Source organism: Rhodococcus sp. NPDC003318 (assembly GCF_042879035.1).
In the GTDB taxonomy this organism is placed as follows: domain Bacteria; phylum Actinomycetota; class Actinomycetes; order Mycobacteriales; family Mycobacteriaceae; genus Rhodococcus_G.
Map to the genome: position 1 here is coordinate 43111 of NZ_JBIAOU010000023.1, position 22231 is coordinate 65341.

The 22231-nt window shown below is 66.2% G+C and carries 20 protein-coding genes and 1 pseudogene; 12 read left to right on the plus strand and 9 right to left on the minus strand.

Features of this window, described 5'->3' with window-relative positions:
* Window positions 1-60: 60 nt before the first annotated feature.
* The 5 genes from ACFYVR_RS23745 (at window position 61) to ACFYVR_RS23765 (ending at window position 5409) form a co-directional block, all read left to right on the plus strand.
* Window positions 61-927 carry a mycofactocin-coupled SDR family oxidoreductase gene (locus tag ACFYVR_RS23745; RefSeq protein WP_387477821.1) on the plus strand — a complete coding sequence of 289 codons (867 nt, stop codon included), beginning with the start codon at window positions 61-63 and terminating at the stop codon, window positions 925-927.
* Window positions 928-1167: 240 nt separating this feature from the next.
* Complete coding sequence (locus ACFYVR_RS23750; RefSeq protein WP_387477824.1) at window positions 1168-1770, plus strand: carboxymuconolactone decarboxylase family protein; 603 nt, start codon at window positions 1168-1170, stop codon at window positions 1768-1770.
* A complete protein-coding gene (locus ACFYVR_RS23755) occupies window positions 1767-2258 on the plus strand; it encodes a VOC family protein (protein WP_387477825.1) in 492 nt (163 codons plus the stop codon). The genes ACFYVR_RS23750 and ACFYVR_RS23755 overlap by 4 nt, the downstream gene beginning before the upstream one ends.
* A 107-nt stretch (window positions 2259-2365) precedes the next feature.
* Complete coding sequence (locus ACFYVR_RS23760; protein WP_387477827.1) at window positions 2366-4042, plus strand: FAD-dependent oxidoreductase; 1677 nt, start codon at window positions 2366-2368, stop codon at window positions 4040-4042.
* Window positions 4039-5409 (plus strand): alpha/beta hydrolase, encoded by a 1371-nt coding sequence (locus tag ACFYVR_RS23765; RefSeq protein ID WP_387477830.1) that lies wholly within the window; start codon window positions 4039-4041, stop codon window positions 5407-5409. Before ACFYVR_RS23760 ends, ACFYVR_RS23765 begins: the two co-directional genes overlap by 4 nt.
* 514 nt (window positions 5410-5923) lie before the next feature.
* Here the strand turns inward: ACFYVR_RS23765 and ACFYVR_RS23770 are convergent.
* From ACFYVR_RS23770 to ACFYVR_RS23790, 5 genes and pseudogenes are all read right to left on the minus strand, one after another.
* Complete coding sequence (locus ACFYVR_RS23770) at window positions 5924-6577, minus strand: transposase (RefSeq protein WP_387477832.1); 654 nt, start codon at window positions 6575-6577, stop codon at window positions 5924-5926.
* 178 nt (window positions 6578-6755) lie between these two features.
* Window positions 6756-7970 (minus strand): cytochrome P450, encoded by a 1215-nt coding sequence (locus tag ACFYVR_RS23775; protein ID WP_387477892.1) that lies wholly within the window; start codon window positions 7968-7970, stop codon window positions 6756-6758.
* Between the two features lie 79 nt (window positions 7971-8049).
* A pseudogene (locus ACFYVR_RS23780) lies at window positions 8050-8430 on the minus strand (CoA transferase); the annotation flags it as partial.
* Window positions 8431-8437: 7 nt separating this feature from the next.
* Window positions 8438-8629 (minus strand): ferredoxin, encoded by a 192-nt coding sequence (locus ACFYVR_RS23785; RefSeq protein WP_387477834.1) that lies wholly within the window; start codon window positions 8627-8629, stop codon window positions 8438-8440.
* On the minus strand, window positions 8610-9194 hold the full coding sequence (locus tag ACFYVR_RS23790) for a helix-turn-helix domain-containing protein (protein WP_387477836.1): 585 nt from the start codon (window positions 9192-9194) through the stop codon (window positions 8610-8612). The genes ACFYVR_RS23785 and ACFYVR_RS23790 overlap by 20 nt, the downstream gene beginning before the upstream one ends.
* Window positions 9195-9663: 469 nt before the next feature.
* Between ACFYVR_RS23790 and ACFYVR_RS23795 the strand changes: the two genes are divergently transcribed.
* The 5 genes from ACFYVR_RS23795 to ACFYVR_RS23815 all read left to right on the plus strand — a co-directional run bounded on the left by ACFYVR_RS23795 (window position 9664) and on the right by ACFYVR_RS23815 (window position 14696).
* A complete protein-coding gene (locus ACFYVR_RS23795) occupies window positions 9664-10443 on the plus strand; it encodes an IclR family transcriptional regulator (protein WP_387477838.1) in 780 nt (259 codons plus the stop codon).
* A gap of 92 nt (window positions 10444-10535) precedes the next feature.
* Window positions 10536-12020, plus strand: a complete 1485-nt coding sequence (locus ACFYVR_RS23800; protein WP_387477840.1) for an aldehyde dehydrogenase — start codon at window positions 10536-10538, stop codon at window positions 12018-12020.
* Between the two features lie 496 nt (window positions 12021-12516).
* Window positions 12517-13014 (plus strand): VOC family protein, encoded by a 498-nt coding sequence (locus ACFYVR_RS23805; RefSeq protein WP_387477843.1) that lies wholly within the window; start codon window positions 12517-12519, stop codon window positions 13012-13014.
* Window positions 13015-13072: 58 nt separating this feature from the next.
* On the plus strand, window positions 13073-13381 hold the full coding sequence (locus ACFYVR_RS23810) for a DUF1330 domain-containing protein (protein ID WP_387477845.1): 309 nt from the start codon (window positions 13073-13075) through the stop codon (window positions 13379-13381).
* 115 nt (window positions 13382-13496) lie between these two features.
* The gene (locus ACFYVR_RS23815) at window positions 13497-14696 is read left to right on the plus strand and encodes an FAD-dependent oxidoreductase (RefSeq protein ID WP_387477847.1); all 1200 of its coding nucleotides are present in this window, start codon (window positions 13497-13499) and stop codon (window positions 14694-14696) included.
* 1090 nt (window positions 14697-15786) lie between these two features.
* Here ACFYVR_RS23815 and ACFYVR_RS23820 read toward each other — a convergent pair.
* The 3 genes from ACFYVR_RS23820 to ACFYVR_RS23830 form a co-directional block, all read right to left on the minus strand.
* Window positions 15787-16038 carry a ferredoxin gene (locus tag ACFYVR_RS23820; RefSeq protein WP_387477849.1) on the minus strand — a complete coding sequence of 84 codons (252 nt, stop codon included), beginning with the start codon at window positions 16036-16038 and terminating at the stop codon, window positions 15787-15789.
* Window positions 16039-16288: 250 nt separating this feature from the next.
* A complete protein-coding gene (locus ACFYVR_RS23825; RefSeq protein WP_387477851.1) occupies window positions 16289-18010 on the minus strand; it encodes an FAD-binding protein in 1722 nt (573 codons plus the stop codon).
* Complete coding sequence (locus ACFYVR_RS23830) at window positions 18003-18386, minus strand: putative quinol monooxygenase (protein WP_387477853.1); 384 nt, start codon at window positions 18384-18386, stop codon at window positions 18003-18005. Before ACFYVR_RS23830 ends, ACFYVR_RS23825 begins: the two co-directional genes overlap by 8 nt.
* An 856-nt stretch (window positions 18387-19242) precedes the next feature.
* Here ACFYVR_RS23830 and ACFYVR_RS23835 point away from each other — a divergent pair.
* Complete coding sequence (locus ACFYVR_RS23835) at window positions 19243-20040, plus strand: FadR/GntR family transcriptional regulator (RefSeq protein ID WP_387477856.1); 798 nt, start codon at window positions 19243-19245, stop codon at window positions 20038-20040.
* A gap of 405 nt (window positions 20041-20445) precedes the next feature.
* Here ACFYVR_RS23835 and ACFYVR_RS23840 read toward each other — a convergent pair whose 3' ends face one another.
* Window positions 20446-21402 carry a GlxA family transcriptional regulator gene (locus ACFYVR_RS23840; protein WP_387477858.1) on the minus strand — a complete coding sequence of 319 codons (957 nt, stop codon included), beginning with the start codon at window positions 21400-21402 and terminating at the stop codon, window positions 20446-20448.
* A gap of 152 nt (window positions 21403-21554) precedes the next feature.
* Between ACFYVR_RS23840 and ACFYVR_RS23845 the strand changes: the two genes are divergently transcribed.
* A complete protein-coding gene (locus tag ACFYVR_RS23845) occupies window positions 21555-22190 on the plus strand; it encodes an isochorismatase family protein (RefSeq protein ID WP_387477860.1) in 636 nt (211 codons plus the stop codon).
* Window positions 22191-22231: the final 41 nt, after the last annotated feature.

Below are 22231 nucleotides of genomic sequence, written 5' to 3' on the forward strand. Positions count from 1 at the left end.
GGGCCGAGCCCAAGCCGAGATGCACCCCGAGCGTGGATAATTCAGAGATACGGAGAAACCATGGCAGGACGGGTTGAAGACAAGGTCGCGTTCATCACCGGCGCAGGCCGGGGCCAGGGACGCAGCCACGCTGTGCGCCTGGCCGAAGAGGGTGCCGACATCATCGCAGTCGACATCTGCGAGCAGATCGAGTCGAACCTCTATCCGCTGGCCACTCCGGAGGACCTCGAGGAGACCAGGAAGCTCGTCGAGAAGACCGGTCGCCGAGCCGTCGCCGTAAAGGCCGACGTGCGCGAGCGCTCCCAGCTGAAGGCAGCCGTCGAGCAGGGTGTCGCCGAGCTCGGCGGCCTCGACATCGTCGTGCCCAACGCCGGCATCATGCCGATGGGCAAGGGCGACGAGGCGAATCCGATGGACTTCGTGGACGTCACCGATGTCGACCTGATCGGCGTGATGAACACCGTCGCGGTGGCTCTGCCCCGCCTGCGCGACCACGGCTCCGTCATCATCATCGGTTCGACGGCCGGCATGATGAAGGGGGCTGCGGACAACCCCGCCTTCGGTCCTGGAGGCGCTGGGTATGCCTGGTCCAAGCGCCAGCTCCAGGAGTACACCGAGAAGATGGCGTCGCTCCTGGCCCCGCGGTCGATCCGGGTCAATGCAGTGCACCCGACCAATGTCAACACGGCCCTCCTGCACAACCGTGAGCTCTACAAGGGCTTCCGGCCCGACCTGGAAGAGCCGACCCTCGAGGACGTCATGCCCGCGTTCTACAACTGGCAGGCGCTCCCCATCCCGTACCTGGAGGTGGAGGACACGTCCAACCTCGTGCTGTTCCTCGCCAGCGACGAGGCCCGCTACATCACCGGCGAGAACATCAGGATCGACGGCGGAGCGAAGCTGAAGAACGGCCACCTCTACATGTGACCTGACGGCGTCCACAGCGGTGCGAGAGTGAACCGCCGCCGGGTTCCAGCGGCGGTTCATCCCGTGAAGGAGCAGCGGCATCGCACCCCGCCGGATACCCGGGATGAACCCACGAGCCCCCTTGGTTCCGGTGGTGGAACTCTCCGGCCAGGACTCCCAGGTTTCCGAAGCACAGCGACAAGCCTCTCCCGTCTGCGCAGCAGGGACTGGCCGACAATGATCGACAGGAGATCGAGAAACATGGCGCGTATCACTCCGCTCAACCCGAAGGATTGGGACGAGAGCATCTTCGACATACTGTCGAAAATCCCTGCGCCGCAGTCGCCGGATGGAATTTCCAGAAGCCTCGACGGCTTCCGCAACCTCGATCCCGAGGAGAGGCCGGTCGCCCACTCGTTGGGCACGTTCCTCCGGCACCCGGCCCTGACAGAGGCCTACTACACCTTCCTCGCCTACCTGTGGTCCGAGACCTTGACGCCTCGCCTCTACGAGTTGGCGGTGCTACGCACGAGCTGGCTCCAGAACGGCGAGTACGAGTGGGCGACACACTGTCGGCTGGTCCGCGCCTGGGACATCTCTGAGACAGAGGTCGAGGCGCTCATCGTCGGGGGCGACGACCCCTCGTGGACACCTGCCGAGGCAGCGCTCCTCCACGCGGTCGACGACCTCTGTGAGAAACAGAAGGTCGGCGACGAGAACTGGAAGCGGCTCTGCGCCGAGTTCGATCTTCAGCAGAGGATGGACCTCGTGGTGGTGATCACGACGTACATCGCCCTCGCAGCCACCCTGAACACCTTCGGCGTCGAGCTCGAGCCGGGAATGAAAGGATTCGCCGCACGATGAGTCCGTCCAGTCCGCTCGGAGAGCTCTTCCACGTGGGTCTCCGCGTGGCCGACGTCAGGCACACGATGGCGGAGCTCACCGCCTCGACCGGTCTCGCGTGGGCCCCACCACAACGCGTGGCGATGCGTCCTTGGCTACCCGACACGGGATACCAGGACCTCGAGATCATCCTGACCGAGTCCGTCGAGGGACCGGTGCACACCGAGGTCACCCAAGGGCCTCCTGGCAGCATCTGGGATGCCGAACTCGGCGCTGGACTACACCACTTCGGATTCTGGGTGGAGGACGTCGGCGAGACGGTTCGCTCTCTGGTGGAACAAGATTGGGTCGTCGAGATGGCAGGCGCCTCCCCTGAGGAGGGCTTCGGGGTATACGCCTACGTTCGGTCACCGAGCGGGGTCCTGTACGAGCCCGTCTCGACGATCTCGCGCAGCAGTCACGAGCGGTGGTGGGCCGGCGATGACCTGATCCCGGGCGCGCGCGCATGACCGAGCAGCGCACCCGCTCGTGGGTCGATCAGCCCGAGAAGAACTGACCGATCTTCCAGTTACCCAAATAGCTTCCAGTTACCCAAATTAGAATGTGAGGCGCAGCGATGCCTGAGACAACTAGTGCTCGTTGGGACGAAATCGTCGATGTCGTGGTGGTGGGGAGCGGCGTCGGCGCGTTGACCGCTGCCCTGCTTGCCAGCGATGGCGGCGCCAGCGTCATGGTCGCCGAAAAGGCTGAATACATCGGTGGGACAACGGCGACGTCCGGCGGCGAGATGTGGATCCCCAACAACCGCTACATCGCCGACCAGGACTCTCGCGAGGAGGCCATCGCCTACATCTCACGGCTCTCCGACGGACGCGCCGCAGATCCGAAGATGATCGAGGTCTACGTCGACACGGCTCCCGAGGCGCTCGACTACCTCGAGTCGCACACTGGCTACGCCTCCCGGCCGAGCATCACACCGACCTTCGCGATGAGCGACTACTACACGGTCATCCCTGGTCGGATTCCCGGCGGAAAGATCTATCCCCGCACGGTGGCCGCCGAGTCGTATCCCGCCCAGGCCGAGCTCGGCGAACATGCCAAGCTGGTGCACCCGAGCCCATGGGTGCAGCCGCAGGAGATCGCATTCGGTGAGAGCGACATCTCCGCCGACGAGCTCGCACGGCGGCAGCGTGAGGGCTACCGGGCGAAGGGTGGGGGGCTCATCGCTCCACTGCTCAAGGCACTCCTCGACCGCGGTGTCGAGGTCCGTCCCTCGACACCGGCGCGCCGACTCGTCACGGACGACGACGGTGCCGTCATCGGCGTGGTCATCGAGGCGGATGGCGCAGAGACTCGGGTTGGGGCCCGCAGGGGCGTCGTGCTGGCATGCGGCGGGTTCGAGTGGAACCCCGAGATGGTCAAGACCTACATCGGCCTCGACGTCAAGCCGGTCACGCCCTGGGCGAACACCGGAGATGGTCATCGTATGGCCATGGCGGTCGGCGCCAAGATGGGTAGCATGACCACGTTCTTCAGCCACGGCGTGGTCTACGACCCGTGGCTGAAGGGGCCCGACGCCAAGCCGCTGCCGCAGATGACGCAGGGACTGGGTTCCGGTTCCATCATCGTGAACCAACAGGGCCAGCGGTTCATGCACGGCGGCTACACCTACAACGACTTCTCCCACCCCTTCGGCATCTTCGACCAGCGCGACCCCGGCTTCCCCAACAAGCCGCCGGGCTGGATTGTGTTCGGCGCCAAGCACGTCGAGAAGGGCCTGTTCGGCTCGAGCTACGTTCCCGGCGAGGATCCTGCCTTGCAGGGACCGGACGGCACCCCCTCTCCAGGCTGGCTGGTGGTGGCCAACTCGATCCGTGAGCTCGCCGCCAAGATGAACGTCGACGCCGACGCGCTCGAGGAGACGGTCACCCGGTACAACAAATTCGCCGAGAACGGCGAGGACCCCGACTGGGGCGCTCCGGCGCAGAAATCGGTCATGTTCGGCCCGGACACCCTCAACCACAGTCCCGTCGAGGGACCGGTGTACGGGGCGATCCAGCAGTGGCCGGGCAGCATCGGCACGAACGGCGGTTGCCGGATCGATGCCGATGCCCGCGTCCTCGGCGAGGACACGCCGGTCATCGATGGCTTGTACGCGGCTGGCAACACCTCCGCGGCAGTTCTCGGCGGCGCCTACCCAGGCGGTGGCGCCGCCGTCGGCTCCAGCATGGTCACGGGCTACCTCGCCGGCCGACACCTTGCGGCGAAGGCGCCGCGAGACATCGGTGAATGACCGCTCAATACACCCGAAACTCATCTGAGAGAGGTAAGACGTTGTCAGTCAAGCCAAAAAACCTGGTAAAGGGACCCCACGGTTTCGCGCGGTCCGAGGCCGAGACACCCTCTGGCATGGAGCCAGTGACGCTGTGGGGATCATCGCGGTTCGCCCTTCCCGAGGACACGAGGCAGACCTTCGTCCGACTGCAGGCCGAGGACTACGCACAGTCGCAGGGCATCCTCTACCAACGCGGCGGCGAGAAGACCGTCGTGGTCTTCAACCATCCGCGCGCGGGCTTTCCCTCTCCCTACCTCGCCCCCTTCCTGCTGGAAGCAGGCTTCGCCGTCTTCGGCGCGATGGGGCGGAACTTCCACAACGACACGCCGTGTGTGCACGAATACCTCCTCGCAGACATCGCCGCGCAGGTCCAGTACCTCCGCAAGATGGGCTACGACAAGATCGTGCTGCTCGGAAACAGTGGCGGCGGCAGCCTCTCGACCTTCTACCAGGCCCAGGCCAACACGCAGCCGCCGGACCGCCTGACCGACACCGCCGCCGGCGACCCCTACGACCTGAACACGCTGGATCTGCCGCCGGCCGACGGGCTCGTCCTGTTCGCCGCCCACATTGGTGAAGGCCTCTTCGGGCTGGAGAACCTCGACCCGTCGGTCACCGACGAGAACGACCCGCTCTCGTGCGACCCCTCGCTGGACATGTACAACCCGGAGAACGGATATCGCGAGCCCCCGCTCTCGAGCAGCTACACCTCTGAGTTCCTCGAGCGCTACCGTGCGGCCCAGGTCGCGCGGTGCGAGCGGCTGGACGCCAAGGCACGTGAGATCGTCGAGCGCAAGCGCAAGTACCGCACTCAGATGCAGGATCCGAGCTTCGCTGATCTGCCCTTCCACGAGCGCCTTCAGATCACCCGGCTCGCAACGTCCTCCGAGTACCTCACTGTCGCTCGAGTCGGCGCCAACCCCGCCTACGCAGACCTCTCGATCGACCCCTCGACGCGGGTCGTCGGATCCCTGCTTCACCCGGACCCGCATATCGGCAACTACTTCCTCGGCGGGTTCGCCTCCGTGATGACGCCCGAGGGCTGGCTGTCGACCTGGTCCGGGCTCTCGTCACGCGCCAATGCCTTGGAGAACATCAAGAAGGTCGATCAGCCCGTGCTGGTGGTCAGCTACACCGCAGACGAGGGAATCCTTCCGCACGAGGCGAAGGCCATGCACGAGAACGCTGCGACCAACGACAAGTCGCTGGTCTTCGTCGAGGGGGACCACTACGCACACGCCCAGACCGAGCCGGTGGACGCGCCCATCATCGAAGGCGCCGACAAGCTCGTGACGTGGCTGAAGGAGCGTTACCCGGTCTCCTGAAATGAGTTCACCCCCGGGGGGGTAGGGCCGGCACCCAGGCGGGTGCCGGCCCTACGCACTTCCTGCCGCATCAGCTCGTTGTCGGATGCAGCTTTCGAGCCACACGGGAACCGGAGCCGTCGTTCACCGACAAACGACCGATCGGCCACCCCGTCCGGGATGGCCGATCAAAGTCTCTCGCTGGGGTGCCGCCGGCCCACTACTGATATGTAGCGAGGTTGTCAGGAGGCATGATGGGGCGCCGCCGGGGAGCTACCCCGACGGCGCGCCTCGGTGCTTCCTCGGCGAGAGTCCTGGTGGTGAGCCGGTCGGTTGGCGACGCGCGGTCGGACCGGGGGACCCTCCCTGCACGAACTGCTTGGGGGCATATTCGCGGGTTGGTTACCGCAGGACGGTGTTTCGGCTGGACCGAGATCCGCTTGTCCAGCGTCGAGCGTCGACCGGGAAGGTCTGCTCATAGTAGTTGCGCGGGTCGACCCACGCGCTGCCACCACCGACTCGGGGAGGAAGCAGATCAGGTGACGGTCAGTCGTTCATGACCGCCAGGGATCAGCACCAGTCGGCAAGCTCGCGGGCGATGGCCACGTTCGCCACCGGCGGGCGCTTGCGGCGTTCGAGGAACCCACCCACCTGGCGTGCAGGCGAACAGTTGCCCTCGTCGCAGCGGGCCCGGGCAGCCGCCGGTGTGGTTGTTCCCGGTTCTGGTGATCGCCCCCTGCACCCGCGATGCCCCCGACGAGTACTCCGATGGCACCAGGCCGACGAATGATCCGATGGTGTTGCCGGTGAATCGATTCCAGTCTCCGATCTCAACAGCCAATGCGAATCCGGTCAGGGTGCTCACCCCGCGCAGGCAACACATGCGGCGCACGACCGGTGTGAACTCACTGTCGGCGGCCATCTCCTCGATCGCGGTGTCGAGGCGCCCGCGGCGGGCCTGCACCGTCAGGACGTGATCGTCGGCGGCGGCGAACGCCATCCGTGTCGCCAGTGCAGTCAACTGCGGTGCCGCTTCGGTGCGCAGCCACCGATCGTGCGCTCCGGTCCAGGCGGCGCCGACGTAGCCGAGCAGGCGGTTTCGTTTGCTCGGTAACCCACGAATCTTGTGAGTGAGGTCCCGGCCCGCAAGAGCGGTCCACAGCACTTGGGGGGCGTCCCCCTCGATCACCGCTGACCCGCCCGGCGATCCGGCCGATGTCAACGTGGAGCACACGCAGCGCAGCGCGCATGAACGACGTTGACATCGACCCGCGCCGTGCGATCCTCCCCATCAACCGGGAGGGGGACGCCCCCGGCACGGGAGGGTGACCTCCCAACGCAAATCGTGTGTCACTCCATACCGTCGTCTAGGCAGACATGGTCTCCTCGGGATCCCACTCGAGCATCAGGTGGTTGACGCCGCGCAGCACGTTCGAATTCCACTCGGGTGTGTAGTCGGCCTTCAGGCGATAGTTCGGGATCCGCTTGTGCCACTCCCGCACCACGGTGCGCAGCTCCATGCGAGCAAGGTGCGAACCGAGGCAACGGTGCGGTCCGCTACCGAAGGCGAGGTGCGGCTTGTCGCCACGCGTCAGGTCGACCGTGTCGGCACCAGGTACCGTGGGATCGAGGTTGGCGCCGCCGATGGAGACCTCCACTATGGAGCCGGCCTTGATGGGGCACCCGCCGATTTCGACATCGCGGGTCGCGATCCGCCCGAGGACCGTCTGCACCGGAGACTCCCAGCGCATCAGCTCCTCGATCAGGTTGTTGGTGCTATCCGGGTCCTCGACCAGCATCTCGCGGGCCTCGGGGTGGGTGGCCAGGAAGTGGAAGATGCACTGCAAGGAGATCGACACCGTGTCGAGCCCGGCCGAGATCAGCAGGAACAGCGTGCGCGCGATCTCGTCGTCGGTCAGGGCACGCCCGTCCTCGAGCTTGGACTCCAGCAGGCGGGTGACCACGTCGTCGGCCGGCTTGCCCCGGCGATCGGCGATGACGCTGTAGATGTACTCGTAGATCTTCGGCACGGTTTCAGCCAGGAGTGCCTGAGCGGCCTCCGCGCTTTCGGTCATATCGGCGTGATGGACCATCACCTCCTTCCAGTACAGCAGCGTCGGCAGCTTCGACCGTGGAAGTCCCAGGAGATCGATGAAGGTGGTCGCCGGCAGCGGAACGGAGATGGCCTCGGAGAAGTCGCACTCACCCTTGTCGATGATCTCGTCGATGAGGGCGTTCACCTTGTCGGCGACCTTCGGAATCAGCCCGTTCATCTGTCGCGGCGAGAACGCGGGGTCGAGCAGGCGTCGATACGACGAGAGCAGGGGCGGGTCGATGCCGATCGGAATGACCGGCTGGGCGCTGCCCATGATCCCCTTGTTGCTGGAGAAGATGTCAGGGTTGCGGAGCACGTACTCGACATCCCCGCGGTCGATCACCTCGACGTGCCCCAAGGGGTGCTGATCGGTCATCACAGGGCCCCGAGCACGCTGCTCCTCGTAGTAGCCCGCGGGATCAGCAGAGCGCCGGTACGCGATATCCCGGAACCGTTCCTCTTCAGTCACTGTCTCCAGGTGTGTCATCTGGGAATCCTTCCAATCAGCGTGTGTGTTTGGGGTGAACCGTTTGGCCGCAACAAAGGCCCCATCGTGCGGGACATCAGATGATGTCCGGGTCGATCCTGTGGACGTCCTCGAGCTCGTTACCGAGCTTCGCCCGGACACCGGGGAGGTAGTTGGTCATGAAGACGTCGCTGCGGCGGATCAGCTCCTCCAGGGCCTCGCGGGCCTCCGGCTTCTCCAGGGCCAGGCCGACGCTGCGTTGCCTCGGTTGGGTGCGTCGAGGATCGGCGAGAAGCTGCTGTCGTTGATGATGGCGTCGATGCCGAGGACCGTGGTCAACCCGCGCTGGGCGTCTCCTCGCTCAGCATGCTCGACCTTGATGGCCTCAGCGCTCCACTCGGCCAGCACTGCTGCTGCGGATGGGACCATCCGTAAACGCGGCGACCTCGAGCACCCGCACGCCTGCCGTCGGCTGATGCATCAGGCCCTCACTCCGTGACGGTGATGGCGCGCTCGGGGCAGGCCCAAGCCGCCTCCTGGGCAGGTGTGACCAGATCGCCTGTCACTTCGGCCACGCGGAGCTCTGCGTGCCCGCGGTCGTCGTCACTGAAGACGTCCGGCGCAATCTCGTAGCAACGTCCGTGTCCTTGGCAGACGGCCTCATCGAATTGGATCTTCATACGCGTACCTCTCCATCTTCTTCATCGATGTCTCATGCGAGTAGCAGGTGATCCACACCCTGACAGGGCGCACACTCCACTCGGGCCTGTGTGGTCGACCTTCAACCGACAGTTCGGGTCCGCTTGTGCCGCTTGTCGCCACGCCAGGCGAGAGGCGGTACGCAAGGTCGTGGAACGCTTCTGGTCGGAGAGCTGGCGGGTCATCCCCAGCTCCCTTGTGAGGCGTGCCCGCGCCCTTGATGCAGTCTGCGGGCCGATGGAAGCTCCGGCAATTGGCACTCCCACCCGCCGGGACAGAGTCCTCCTTCCCAATCTCCTGTTCGGGTGCGGGTTTCGACCACTCAGGGGCGGGCATCGATCGACCGTGACGGGGTGATGAACCGAATCCGGCGTTCATCTGCACGGCGTCGTAGCCGCCGCGATCGTGCGGGATCGTATTGCGCTGCAGCTCACGGCTAATCGTCGATGCCGATCGCCCCAGTCGCCGGGCAACCTCACGAATCGAGTGTCCGGCTGCTCGGAGGGTGGCGATGCGTTGCCGCTCACCATCCGCTGTCTCGGGCACCGTCGCATCCTCTCCGTCCTGCTCCTGCAGGGTGGAGGGTGCCCGAGAAGACCGTGCTCAACTATGCGCGGGCTCGGATTGCAGTGCCTGTGCGCCGCCGCAACAGTACCTCAGCCCCGACGGGTACCGCGCTCAAACATCCATCACCGCATGAGGTTTGATTGAGCTGTCAACTTCAGGGACCACTCCCGGGAGGCGCCTGGCCTGAGCCACGCGTGTTCCATCCACCCGGAGCACTGAGTTCGGGCATCACGACACCGCCAGAGCAATCCGTTCAAATATCTACCTATTTTAAATCGGTCAGATATAACGTATCTATATTAGTCAGATGTAACGTAGGCCACACCACGTCCGGTGCACGCACAAGACACCCCAGCCGGGCTCCCCCGAAGGGGGAGAGGTGAACCAGGAGATGAACATGACAGTTATGTCGGGCCCAGTGAGGCCACTGCCGTCGATGGTCACCCGAATGACCATCATCCTCGACACGTTCGACTCACCGCAGCGCAATCGAAGCCTTCATGACATCGCCGTGCTGACTGGGCTCCCGCGCTCGACCGCGCATCGAATCCTCGACCAGCTGGTTGAGCTGGGCTGGGTCGAACGCAGTGTGACCGGCTACCAGTTGGGCTGGCGCGCCAGTCATCTCTCCTCCCGCGCCAACGAGGACTCCCGTCTGCGCGTAGAGGCCGCACCGCACATCCACGAGCTGGCCGTTCAGAGCCAGCTCATCGTCCACCTTGCCGTACTCGACGGCACGGTGATCCGGTACCTCGACAAGGTCGGTGGTGCAACCGCGCGGAACGTCCCCACGCGAGTCGGCGGCTCCGCACCGGCTTACACGACCGCCGTCGGCAAGGCCATGTTGGCCTACGTCGACGCAGAGTCATTGGACACGATCCTGGAGCGGGGACCCTCGATCGACCCGTCGCTCTCGCCCTTCTCGCTCCACCGTGACCTGGCGGCGGTGCGTATGCGCGGCGGTCTCGCCAAACATCGCAGCACCCGTTTGACGGGGGTCTCATGTGTCGGAGCCCCCATCTTCGATAACGAGGAGCGGATCGTCGGGGGCATCTCGCTGTGCGACGCAGGCACCGGCGCACCCCTGGACCGCTTCGCGCCAATGCTGCTGCAGCGGGCACATCGCATCTCACTTCAGCTTTCAAGTGGACAGGCCGGCGTGTCCGCGGGTCGACCACACGCGACCTGCGACCTGATGCCGCAACAGAGCACAGCCGTCGCCACCTGAGTCCGGGACGCCCAGGTGCGGACACAGCAATCAGTGCCGCCCAGGACCAGGGACATCCAACGCATACACATTACGAAGAATTAGGAGCAGTCGTGACTGTTACCGCCGACCTCACTACGGTCGTGAAGCACCCGAAGCGTTTCTACATCGGTGGGGAGTGGGTCCTTCCGTCGACCTCGGCCACATTCGAGGTGGTCGAGTCAGCCACCGAAGAGGTCATCCTCAGCGTCGCTGAAGCGCGGGAGGGGGACATGGCTCGTGCGATCACAGCCGCGCGCCTCGCATTCGACGAAGGCCCGTGGCCACGGATGAGCCACACCGAACGGGCCGGCTACCTCCGGGCGATGGCGACTGCGATCCGGGATCGCAGAGCGGAGTTCGCACAGATCTGGCCCCGCGAGGCCGGCGTCCTGCACGGCATTGCCGGCTACGTCTCCACGATGGCCGCAGGGATGTACGACCAGTACGCCGGCTACGCCGACACCTACGCGTTCGAACAACTCGTGGAGCCCACCAGCGGCGGTCAGTTCGGTCTCCTCGTCCGCGAACCCGTCGGGGTCGTGGGAGCCATCATCCCGTGGAACGCTCCCCTGACCCTCATCTCGTCGAAGCTGCCGCCCGCGTTGCTCGCCGGTTGCACGGTCGTGCTCAAGCTCTCGCCCGAGGCGCCGGGCGAGGGGTACCTTCTCGCAGAGATCGCCGAGGCGATCGGCCTGCCCCCCGGGGTGCTCAACGTCGTGACCGCCGAACGGGAGGTGTCCGAGCAGCTCGTACGCGATCCAAGGATCGACAAGATCAGCTTCACCGGCTCGACTGCTGCCGGCCGCAGGATCGCCTCGCTCTGCGGCGACCGGATCGCGCGGTGCACGCTGGAGCTCGGCGGCAAGTCCGCTGCGGTGATTCTCGATGATGCGGACCCCGTCAGCGCAGCGCGGACGGTGGCGACCGCGGAGCTCGGCATCACTGGCCAGGCCTGTCTCTCCCTGACCCGCGTGATCGTGCCCCGCGAGCATCATGACGAGGTCGCCGAGGCGATCGCAGCGGTGTTCGCGCAGGTGCGGGTGGGGGACCCCTTCGATCCAGCATCGGGCATCGGTCCACTCGCGCTCGAGCGTCAACGCGATCGCGTCGAGGGCTACATCGCCAAGGGCATCGGGGAAGGCGCCACGCTGATGCACGGAGGACAACGTCCCAAGCACCTGGACCGTGGCTGGTTCATCGAGCCCACAGTCTTCTCGAACGTCCAGAACTCCTCCACCATCGCGCAGGAGGAGATCTTCGGTCCGGTCCTCAGCGTCATCCCCGCCGACAGCGAGGACCATGCGATCGCGATGGCGAACGACACCATCTACGGCCTGAACGCCTCCGTATTCACGCCCGACGCCACGCGAGCCCGGCGAGTCGCGGCACGGTTGCGCTCGGGCACCGTGGGTCACAACGCATTGCGGGCGGACCTCGGCATCGGGGTCGGCGGGTTCAAGCAGTCCGGACTCGGCCGCGAGGGCGGCACCGAGGGCCTGCTGTCCTACCTCGAATCGAAAACCGTCATCCTCGACGGCGTTCCCGCCGGCTACTGACGTCGTCCGTCAACAGGAACAGAAAACCCCACGGACACAATGCCTTCGACCGTCGACATCCGTGAGGTCGGGATGGGGGACGGCCTCCACCTCGAGGCCCCCTCGCCCGCTCGCGGATGCTGACCCTGCTGGCCGCAGAGCTGCACCGATGGGGCGACCTGCACTCGACGACGCTGCCCGTTGGCGCCACTTCCACGACACTCGAGGGACCGCTCCTCCGTTCCGGAGGCAGGCCGGTCCCTTTGGGCACATACGAACGGGCCTGACGGTGTGGGACACGGTGTGGCGCTTTCCGTTCACCGAGACATCGAGGCGACGACCCACGTCGTCACGGAGCACTATCCATCGAGGGACTTCACTCGCGAATACCAGCGCGAGAGGCCCATCATCGAGAGAGGGAAAGTCCATGACTACCAACACGGAATCACTGGAATCCTCGACGGCGGCGGCTTCACGCGCGACCGCAGCCCGGATCATGCCCCAGCGGGGACATCACGTGGCTTACGTCTGCAAGGACCACGAAGCGACGCGGCACTTCTACGAGGACGTCCTCGGCATGCCACTGATCGCTGCCTGGGCGGAGGTCAACGAATACCCCAGTTTCCCTGGGCGCAAGATCGAGTACCTGCACGCCTTCTATGGACTCGCCGACGGGTCGACCATCGCCTTCTTCGGCTACGTCGACGACGACGTCTACGAATGGGGTCGCCAGCAGAACGGCCTGGCACACATCGCGATGCACGTGAGCCGGGAGGATCAGCTCGAGCTCAAGGCCCAGCTCGTGGCTGCCGGCCAGGAGCCGTTGCTCATCGACCACTTCTACTGCGTGTCGCTCTACAGCAAGGACCCCGACGGCACCACCGTGGAGTTCGTGAGCGAGCCGGACAACATCGACGAGATCATGCAGGACCAACGGCAGAACGCACACCAGACACTGGCTCGTTGGCTTGGCGGCGACCACACGCCCAACAACAAGTACATGAAAATCCTCTGACCGAGCGAACCCCCAGACCGAGCAGAGACGCAGCCAGCGAGCGAACCAAGGAGGTTCCGTGCCCAAGGGATATGTCATCGCCAACTACAGGACCATCCACGACCCTGACGGCATGGCCGACTATGCGACAGCCGCGCCACCCGTGCTGCGCGAACACGGCGGCAGAGTGATCGTCGCGCAGATGAGCCCGGACGAGCTCGAGGGCGGCGCGGGATCGGCCATGGTGGTCCTGATCGAGTTCGACTCGGTTGCTGCTGCGCACGCCTGGTACGAGTCTCCCGGGTACGGAGCCGCGCGCAAGTTCCGTCAAGCGTCTTCGGACTGCGACATCACCATCGTGTCGGGCCTCGACACGGTGATCGCCTGAACAATGCTCCCGACATCCGTTAGCGCCGTCGGTACCGGCGTGCGCTGACGGATGAAAGGGCACAACCCCTTCAAGGAACACCGCTTTCTGCGGGGCCGAACTGGAAAGGTGCCGCATGCACATCGTGATCGTGGGAGCCGGGCTGGCCGGCGTACGCACCGCAGAGGCGCTGCGCCGCAACGGCAGCGAGGCCGACATCACGCTCGTCGGGGAGGAGACCGAAGATCCCTACGAGCGTCCTCCGCTGAGCAAGGACATCCTGCTCGGCAAGGCTGACCCCGACGGTATCCGTCTGCTCGATGGCGACCGACTCGCTGCCTTGGACCTCCGTCTGCGTCTCGGAGTCCGGGCCACCTCCCTGGACCCGCTCCAACGCAAGGTCACCCTGGACTCCGGCGATGAGCTGTACTACGACGAGCTGGTCATCGCCACCGGCGCCCGGGCTCGGCATCTTTCCTTCGGCGAGCTCGGCTCCCCTGCTGCGGGCGTGCACGTCCTCCGCACCTTGGCCGACGCAGTGGCCCTCCGCGACGCCTTCGCCGAGAATCCCCGAGTCGCGGTCATCGGAGGAGGGGTGATCGGCTGCGAGGTCGCCTCAGCAGCAAGCACTCTCGGCCTGGATGTCACGATCATCGACCCCCTCCCCGCGCTCATGCAGAGGGTCGTGGGTGAAGCGCTCGCCGAACGGATCGCCCAGATGCACCTGGAGTCCGGGGTGACGTTGCACCTCAACACCGGCGTCGACGGTCTCGAGACCGACTCGGACCGGGTCGTGGGCGTTCGCCTGACCTCCGGTGACGTCGTTCCGGCGGAGGTGGTCGTGGTGGGTGTGGGGGCCGTCCCCAACGTGGAGTGGCTCGAGGGCTCGGGCCTGACCTTGGAGGACGGCGTGCTGGCGGACGAGCATCTCGCCGCTGTCGGAGCGAGCAACATCCACGTCGTGGGAGATGTGGCGCGGTGGCACCACCGTGGATACGGCGAGACGATCCGTGCCGAGCACTGGACCGCCGCGATCGACCACGCCGACGCCGTGAGCAAGAGCCTGACCGGCACGCCGACAGCGGTCGACGGCATCCCTTACGTCTGGACCGACCAGTACGGTCGGCGAATCCAGGTCGCAGGCCTCATCGATCCCGACGACGAGGTGGTCTTCGCGGTCGACGAGGCCGGGCCGCCGAGCAAGTTGTTCGCACAGTTCGGATCGAACGGCGTACAGCACGCAGCGATCTCGCTCGGAGCCGCACCGATGCTCATCAAGAATCGCATCGCCATGGGTCAGGGCGAGGCGCCCTGGCCCCCTGTGGTGGCGACCTGAACGCATCACAGACCGGCTCCACAGGTCGGACAGTGCGTCCGGATCCCCGCCAGGTGGGACGCGAAGAAACTCTTCGCTCGCGCTAGGGCACGTCTCCTACTTCGCGAGGCGCTTGAGCCAGGTGCACCCCGCGGATAGGAGTACGCCCGCTTCGATACCACGCGATCGCAGCAAAGCTCCGATCGGAGGTCGACGAGTAAGCCTCGTCGCCGAGCACCGCGTCCGGTCGGGTTCATGGTCGGTCGGGACCGACCGCGGCAAGGACAACACCTGCATCAGAATCGGAAACGTCGGTCAGTCACGCCGCCGGACCTTGGTCCGATCAGCAGTACCAGGGGTCGACCGTGTCCGTCGCAGACTTGATGAATCTGGGTGCCGAGCCCTTCCCGGGAACGGCCCGGTGCGTGGTCGGCGGGCTCGTGTGATTCGACAGATCCCCCGGTGTCCCACGAGAGGTTGGTGCCGTGCTCGTGGGCCCGGCAGATCACCCGAGTCCACCGAAACCGACCAGTCGACGAGTCCGTTCACACCGGCATCGGCAAGGAGTGCGGCCAGCACCGTACCCCAGGTTCCGTTGCCGGCGTATCGGCGGTCCGCTTCCAGATCGTCTGCCACGGGCCGGATTCCGACTGGATCCTCGCGGCCCTGCGACCGATGGACCCTCCTTCGATGGCAACACGATCCGCGGAGACATCCGCGATGTCGCTCCGCTAAGCCGAGCGACAACGGGGAGCGCCAGTGCGATCTCGACTCCTCGCTCTTCTCGAGGACCGAGATCAGCGCCCGCACGGCCATCGGGCTGGACAAGATGATGCATGGACCTGCCGCATCACGAGGGCTCGTGGCGCCACGGCACTGAGGGCTTACCCGCAAGCGACCCTCGGCGCGTGTGAGGCGCCGGAGACCGACCAGGTCCTGTCGCGCCTACGCAGAGCGTGCCTGTGTCCGCCGGCGATCTGAAACCGGGCCGTTCATCGCCGTCGACGGAACGTCCTACTGACGGAGAGGCGCGAGCTGGGTCCACCCGTGGCAGCCAGATGACGGAGACGGGCGGCGGGGGTGGTCGTTGACCTATCCCCGCCGGCTCGCGTCAGTTCGTGTCAAGACCGGCGTAACCGCGCATGTCCCGCTCCGACGCGACGTTGCCGTCTCCGTCGACCAAGAACAGGGCATGCTCCGGACAGGACAGTGCTCCTCGTGCCGCCTCGGCGAGCTCGTCGGAGCGCACGTCCCTGTCCTCGGAGTCGTTGTAGCCCTCGTCGTTGAGCTCGTAGACATCAGGCGCGGTTGCCCAGCAACGGGCCTGACCGCTGCATGCGCGCTTGTCGACCTGGATCTTCATGTATGCCTGCCTTTGCATCCTGGGTGACTGGTTCGGGTTCGGGTTCGGACGCTATGCGTTGCGCGCCTTCGATGTTCGGGTGTGTCCCGAACGCCGGAAGTGACTGGTGCGTGGCATCCGGAATCGGCAGGTGGCTGGTGTCGCTACCGGGCCGGTGGAGACTCCGAGCCCGGACCCACGCGCCGGTCCACACACCACGAAGCCCGCCCCCCACTCTTCGGGCAGGGCCGACTTCGTGGTTGGCAGAGGCTCAGCCGATGTCGCGCGACGCCTTGTCACCGAGGTGGCGACCGGCCCAGTAGCCGGTAACCATGCTCGGCCCGACGCACGAGCCACCGCCGGGGTAGGTGCCCCCGAGCACCGAGGCCGAGGTGTTGCCAGCCGCGTAGAGGCCGTCGATCAGCGGCGTGTAGTTGCCCAGCACCTGGGCGTTCTTGTCGATCCGCAGGCCACCGCTGGTGCCGATCGTTCCCGGCCACTGCTGGATGGCGGCGAACGGACCCCCCGCCACGGGCTTGATGTTGACATTGTTCGGACCGGTCAGGGCGCGGATCTGCTCGGGGTCGGCCCAGTCAGGGTCCTCCCCCTTCTCGGCGAACTTGTTGTAGTGGGTCACCGTCTCCTCGAGGGTGTCGGCATCCACGCCCATCTTCTCCGCAAGCTCGCGAACCGATCGGCCGATGACCAGCCACTCGGGAGCGGACTGACCCTGGGGTCCGACCAGGCTCAGCTCTCCGTCGGCGCCGGTCACCACCTTCGACTCGAACAGACCGCGCTCGAGATGCTCGGCACCGACCACGCACCACGCCGGCCCCTTGTTCGGGTACCCGGGATCGCGCTGGTCGAACTCGTTGAACGGGTGCGAGAAGTCGTTGTAGGTGTAGCCGCCGTGCATGAAGCGCTTGGCATGCCGGTTGACGATGATCGACCCCGGGCCCAGACCCATGTACATCTGCGGCAGCGGCTCGCCGTCACGCCCGACCTGCCACGGGTCGTACATCACTCCGTAGGAGAAGAAGGTGCCCATGTTGCCGAGCTTGGCGCCAGCGGCCATCGCCATAGTGTGGCCGTCACCGGTGTTCGCCCAGGGCGTGCAGGGCTTGACCTCGTAGCCCAGGAAGGTCTTCACCATCTCCGGGTTCCACTCGAAGCCGCCCGCCGCCAGCACGACGCCGCGGCGGACACCGATACGACGCTCAGCGCCGCTCGGACCGGCGACGACTCCGATGACCGCACCGTCGTCGTCGGTGATCAGTCGCGAGGCCGGGAACGAAGTCCGCACCTCGACGCCGCGATCGAGCAATCCTCGGTAGAGCGGCGCGATCAGACCACCGCCCTTGCCCCGGTAGCCCTCTTTCTTCCGACGCTCGTACTCCTCCTGGGAGACGACGGGGCGGTTGTCCTCACCGTAGAAGACCGGCACGTCGACGGCCTGACCCGTGGCGAGGACCTCGCCGTACGCGATCTCGACCGGGCTCACCCACGGGCTGGGGTTGATGAGCTTCGCACCCTCGACGCCGAGGCGCTCGACGACCGGGTAGGCGGCCGCCGAGACCGACCGTGGGAACTCCTTGACCCCGGGCAGCCGCCCGGGGATGACCGAGTAGTAGTCGTCCAGGCCGCCGTGGGGCATCGACCGGTACTCGGTGTTCTCCTCGAGGTACACCAGCGCCTCGGGAGCCGTGTCTACGTAGTGCTCGATGAGCTCGGGGTCCGATGCCCGGCCGTCGGAGAGTCGAGTGACGTAGGCGATCGCCTCTTCACGCGTGTCCCGGTCGGCGACGTGGCGGTTCAGCGGGATCCACATGTCACCGCCCGACACGGCGGTCGTTCCGCCGATGTACTGGTCCTTCTCGACGACCAGTACCTCGGCACCACCGTCGCGCGCCACGACTGCGGATGTCAGACCACCCGCCCCGGTGCCCACCACGACGACGTCGACGACCTCGTCCCAGCGACTCTCTTCAGCCATGACAGTTTCCTCCAACTTTCCAACTCGCTCGACAGGGCCCGGATCGGCGACCGCCCGGGTACGGATCCGGCAGGGAGTGCGTCACAGAGTCCTTGGTGGTGGGGTCGTAGCGGACCACCCCGATGTCCCGGACCAGCGGCTGGTACTCGGACTTCCACTTCAGCTCGTGGGACTGGGCCAGGTGGTCCTGGATCGCCTCCATGGACTCCCAGACCTCGAACAGACGAAGGGTGTTCGAGGTCTCCAACGGCTCTGCCCACCAGTACTCGACACAGCCCGCGTCCTTGCGATTGAGCTCGGCGAGAGATGCGGTGAACTCCCTGACCTCGGCGAAGTCCTCGGGTGCGAGGGTCATCGAGACGGACAGAGCGATCACGTGCAGGTCTCCTCGGGTGATCTGGTGGGCGAACATCCCTGCGCCGAACCATAAGTCACGGTCCGTTCACGGGGACGGGAGCGTTTTGGTGAGTGGAATCCGTCAGCACGCGATCGCGGCGCGCGCCTGTCGGGTCGCTCCACTGCCCGGCGATCCAGGTCTCTCGCACCAGGTAGGCGGCGGGACCCGAAGCACCTCGTGGCGCGGGTCATGGAGCAGGACCACATCATCCGGGATCCCGGCTCGCAGTCGGCATACCGCCCCTCCCGGTGTCAACGGATCCGAGAGGTACCCGTCGAGCTCCTGCGCGGAGGTGACGTTCTCCTCAGGCGCGATCAGCCGGTTCGCCGCCGACGCCATCACCCGCCTGGGGCCCTTCGGAGCTGTAGAGGCGTCGGTGCTCACAGTCGTAGGCACGCCTGCGGCCAACGCGGGTCCCGCAGTGCACCGACACGGCGCGGCGCCGCGCCTGCGGGGCGGCGATCACGGCCACCAGGTCGTGGTACAGCTCCTACGGAACGACGCCGAGCTCGACTGGCCATACGCCGCCGAACTCCTCCGGGATGGCAATCCCCTGAAGTCCAAGCTGGTCAGCCTCTGCGACCACACCTCGTGCACAACGCCCCTGCGTCGATGAGCCGCCGAATCTCCTCGCTGGACGCCTTGCTCTTCAGGACCCCGCGCAGGACATGGCGCAGCTCATCGTGTTCTGGCAATGCGGGCCTGTTTCATCTCTTCCCTCTTGCCTGCCGTATGTCGCTACACTATCTATAATAGTGATATTATTAACCTCTTACATGGGTAGGCTCTCCTCCGCCAGTATGTTTGTTTACTTCTTCTGGATAGGACGTTTCGCATGCCTCATGCCCAGCCGCCTTCGTCCGTTGGCACAATCGTGCGCACTCCGAAGACGGCCGAACTGATCGCCACCCATCTGCGCCGGCAGATCGTGCTAGGCGAGTTGGCGGCTGGCGAGACGCTCCCTCCCGAACTCCAGCTGATGGAGGAGTTCGGTGTCTCTCGCCCGACGCTGCGCGAGGCCCTTCGGATTCTCGAGGCGGAGTCACTGATCATCGTGCGTCGCGGCAGCCGCGGGGGTGTGCAGGTCATGACGCCGACCGTGTCGGTCGCCGCCCGCCACGTCGGCCTGCTGCTGCAGATCCAGGGCACCACGATCGATGACGTCTACCAGGCACGCATGCTGTCCGAGCCTCCTTGCGCCCACCTCCTGGCTCTCTCGCGGACCGAGCAGGACCTGATCGACCTGAGCGAGGTCGTCGAGGCCATGAAGCAGGAGGTCGACTCCCGTGAGACCTTCGTGCCCAATCCAGCTCGCTGGTCGCAACTGACCTACCGCATCCACGAGCTGATCCTTCAGCGGTGCGGCAACAAGGCCCTAGCGATCCAGGGTGTGGTCCTCCAGGACATCGTCGCCACCCACCTCCACACGCGAATCGAGCAGGGATCCGGCGATGCGGGCACCCCCGCACGCTTTCAGCGGGCGATCCGCTCCTACGAGAAGTTCATTCGCCTGGTGCGGGAGCAGGACGCCGTTGGCGCCCAGAAGCACTGGCTCTCCCACATGGAGGCAGCCGCCCAGTACCTCCTCAAGGACGACCTCAAGACCCAGCCCGTGGTGGATCTCTTCGCGTGAGGCCAGTCGCCTAGCCTCCACGCGCTCCCCGCAGGAGCAGCCATGCCTAGTGTCCTGAGTCTTTGATTCGGGTGCAGTAGCTGGCGATGGAGTCGAGGATCAGATCCGAGTCCGCACGAGTTCCGGGCGGCGCTACTACGACGGCAAGATTGCCGAGGGAAAGACCTCACGGGAAGCCATCCGATGCCTCAAACGACACCTGGCGGCCACCGTCCTCTGGAAAACCATGATCAACGACGCCCGGTCACGCGACCTCACGCCCACCACACAATGTTCCGACGCGGCTTGACAATACAGAGGGACCATCGACCCCACACTGCCGCCGGGAACCGGCCGCCAGCGACCCGACTCCACACCGGTGTCACAAACGTCGCGGCCTCATACATCTGAGGCGTGGATAGCTCGTCACGCCGTCGTGGTGTCGGCGAACTGGCGGCGGTAGGCCGACGGCGAGGTCGCGTACATGGCCACGAAGTTCTGTCGCAGGGTCACCCCGCTGCCGAACCCGCACGCGGCCGCGACGTCCTCGATCGACCGGTCCGTCGTCTCGAGCAGAACCCGCGCCGCGTCGAGGCGGCGTTCGAGCACCCATCGCGCCGGTGTGGTTCCCGTCGCCTGGTGGAAGTGGCGGATGAAGCCGCGCCTGCTCATCCGCGCGCGGTCCGCGAGGCGAGCGACCGGCAGCGGCTCGTCCAGTCGAGCGAGCGCCCAGTCGAGTACCTCCGCGATCGGGCTGCCCGCGGTGGGGCGCGCGAGCGGCCGCTCGACGTACTGTGCCTGCCCGCCCTCCCGGTGCGGGGCGACGACGAGGGTGCGGGCGATACGCGTCGCGACGCCGGACCCGAGGTACTTGCGGACCAGGTGCAGGCACGCATCCATCGACGACGCGGTCCCGGCGGACGTCAGGATGTCGCCGTGGTCGATGTAGAGCACCGAGGTGTCCACCGTCGACTCGGGCTGCCGTTCGGCGAGCTGTTCCATCGCGGACCAGTGGGTGACCGCGGCACGGCCGGCGAGCAGTCCCGCATCGGCGACCGCGAACGCGCCGAGGCACAGGCCGGCGATCGTCGCGCCGCGGTCGTGAGCGCGGGACAGGCAGGCGCGCAACGCTTCTCCCGTCGGATCGAGCGTGACCGGCCATGAGGGAATGACGACGATGTCGGCGTCGTCGACGGTGTCGGGGCCTCCGACGTCACCGATTGGATATCCCTCGGCGGTCCGGATCGAACCGGCACGGCCGGACCACAGTCGGGTCTCCCAGTCGTTCGCGAGCCCGAGTCGGCCGACCTCGCCGAAGACCATGAGCGGCGCGGCGAGGTGGAACATCGTGATGTCGTCGAACGCGTAGACGGCGATGCGCACTGCGGACTCCTCGGGTCGGTGAATCACCCGGACGACGGGGCGCGATTCCATCGAAAGTATGCATTCGTGCCACTGGCGACGGGTGTGCACCCTGCCGAAGAATCGTCATCACCGCCCGCCCAGGCCGGCTACCCACCGATCGAGGAGAGACCGTGACCACACCCCGCCGTGCCCTGATCGTCGTCGACGTCCAGCAGGAGTACTTCGACGGACCTCTCGAGATCCAGTACCCGCCGCGCGCCGAATCGCTGGCCAACATCGTCGGCGCCGTCGACACCGCCGCGGCGCACGACGTGCCGGTGGTCGTCGTGCAGCACCGGCTGCCCGAGGGTGCACCCATCTTTGCCGACGGTTCCCCGGGCTGGTCGCTGCATCCCGCGCTCGCCGAGCGCGTCGACCCGACGTGGAAGCAGGTGCAGAAGCAGTACGCGAGCGTGTTCGCCGGAACCGATGTCGCGGAGTGGCTGCGGGCCCACGACGTCGACACCGTCACGGTCGTCGGCCACATGATCAACAACTGCGACCTCGGGACCGCGGTGGAGGCCGAAGCCCTCGGGTTCGCGGTCGAGGTGCTCTCGGACGCCACCGGCGCGATCCACCTCGCGAACGACGCCGGCCGGGTGTCCGCAGAATCGCTGCACACCACGCTGATGGTGTTGCTGCAGTCCAACTTCGCCGCGGTCGCGACGACGCAGCGGTGGATCGAGGCCGTCCGGTCCGGGGCCGCTCTACCCAAGGGCAACCTCATCGAGTCCGCCGTCGACGGCCGGTCGGCGCTCTCGATCTGACCCGCGTCGGATGGGGGACGTCATGGCGAGTTCCTTCCGTG

Bases quoted from the DNA above. Each gene is read 5' to 3' on its own strand.
- ACFYVR_RS23785 (WP_387477834.1), bottom strand. From the start codon at position 8,629: ATGAAGATCCAATTCGATGAGGCCGTCTGCCAAGGACACGGACGTTGC.
- ACFYVR_RS23795 (WP_387477838.1), top strand. From the start codon at position 9,664: ATGACCATCATCCTCGACACGTTCGACTCACCGCAGCGCAATCGAAGC.
- ACFYVR_RS23825 (WP_387477851.1), bottom strand. From the start codon at position 18,010: ATGGCTGAAGAGAGTCGCTGGGACGAGGTCGTCGACGTCGTCGTGGTG.
- ACFYVR_RS23755 (WP_387477825.1), top strand. From the start codon at position 1,767: ATGAGTCCGTCCAGTCCGCTCGGAGAGCTCTTCCACGTGGGTCTCCGC.
- ACFYVR_RS23775 (WP_387477892.1), bottom strand. From the start codon at position 7,970: ATGACACACCTGGAGACAGTGACTGAAGAGGAACGGTTCCGGGATATC.
- ACFYVR_RS23745 (WP_387477821.1), top strand. From the start codon at position 61: ATGGCAGGACGGGTTGAAGACAAGGTCGCGTTCATCACCGGCGCAGGC.
- ACFYVR_RS23815 (WP_387477847.1), top strand. From the start codon at position 13,497: ATGCACATCGTGATCGTGGGAGCCGGGCTGGCCGGCGTACGCACCGCA.
- ACFYVR_RS23820 (WP_387477849.1), bottom strand. From the start codon at position 16,038: ATGAAGATCCAGGTCGACAAGCGCGCATGCAGCGGTCAGGCCCGTTGC.
- ACFYVR_RS23765 (WP_387477830.1), top strand. From the start codon at position 4,039: ATGACCGCTCAATACACCCGAAACTCATCTGAGAGAGGTAAGACGTTG.
- ACFYVR_RS23835 (WP_387477856.1), top strand. From the start codon at position 19,243: ATGCCTCATGCCCAGCCGCCTTCGTCCGTTGGCACAATCGTGCGCACT.
- ACFYVR_RS23750 (WP_387477824.1), top strand. From the start codon at position 1,168: ATGGCGCGTATCACTCCGCTCAACCCGAAGGATTGGGACGAGAGCATC.
- ACFYVR_RS23760 (WP_387477827.1), top strand. From the start codon at position 2,366: ATGCCTGAGACAACTAGTGCTCGTTGGGACGAAATCGTCGATGTCGTG.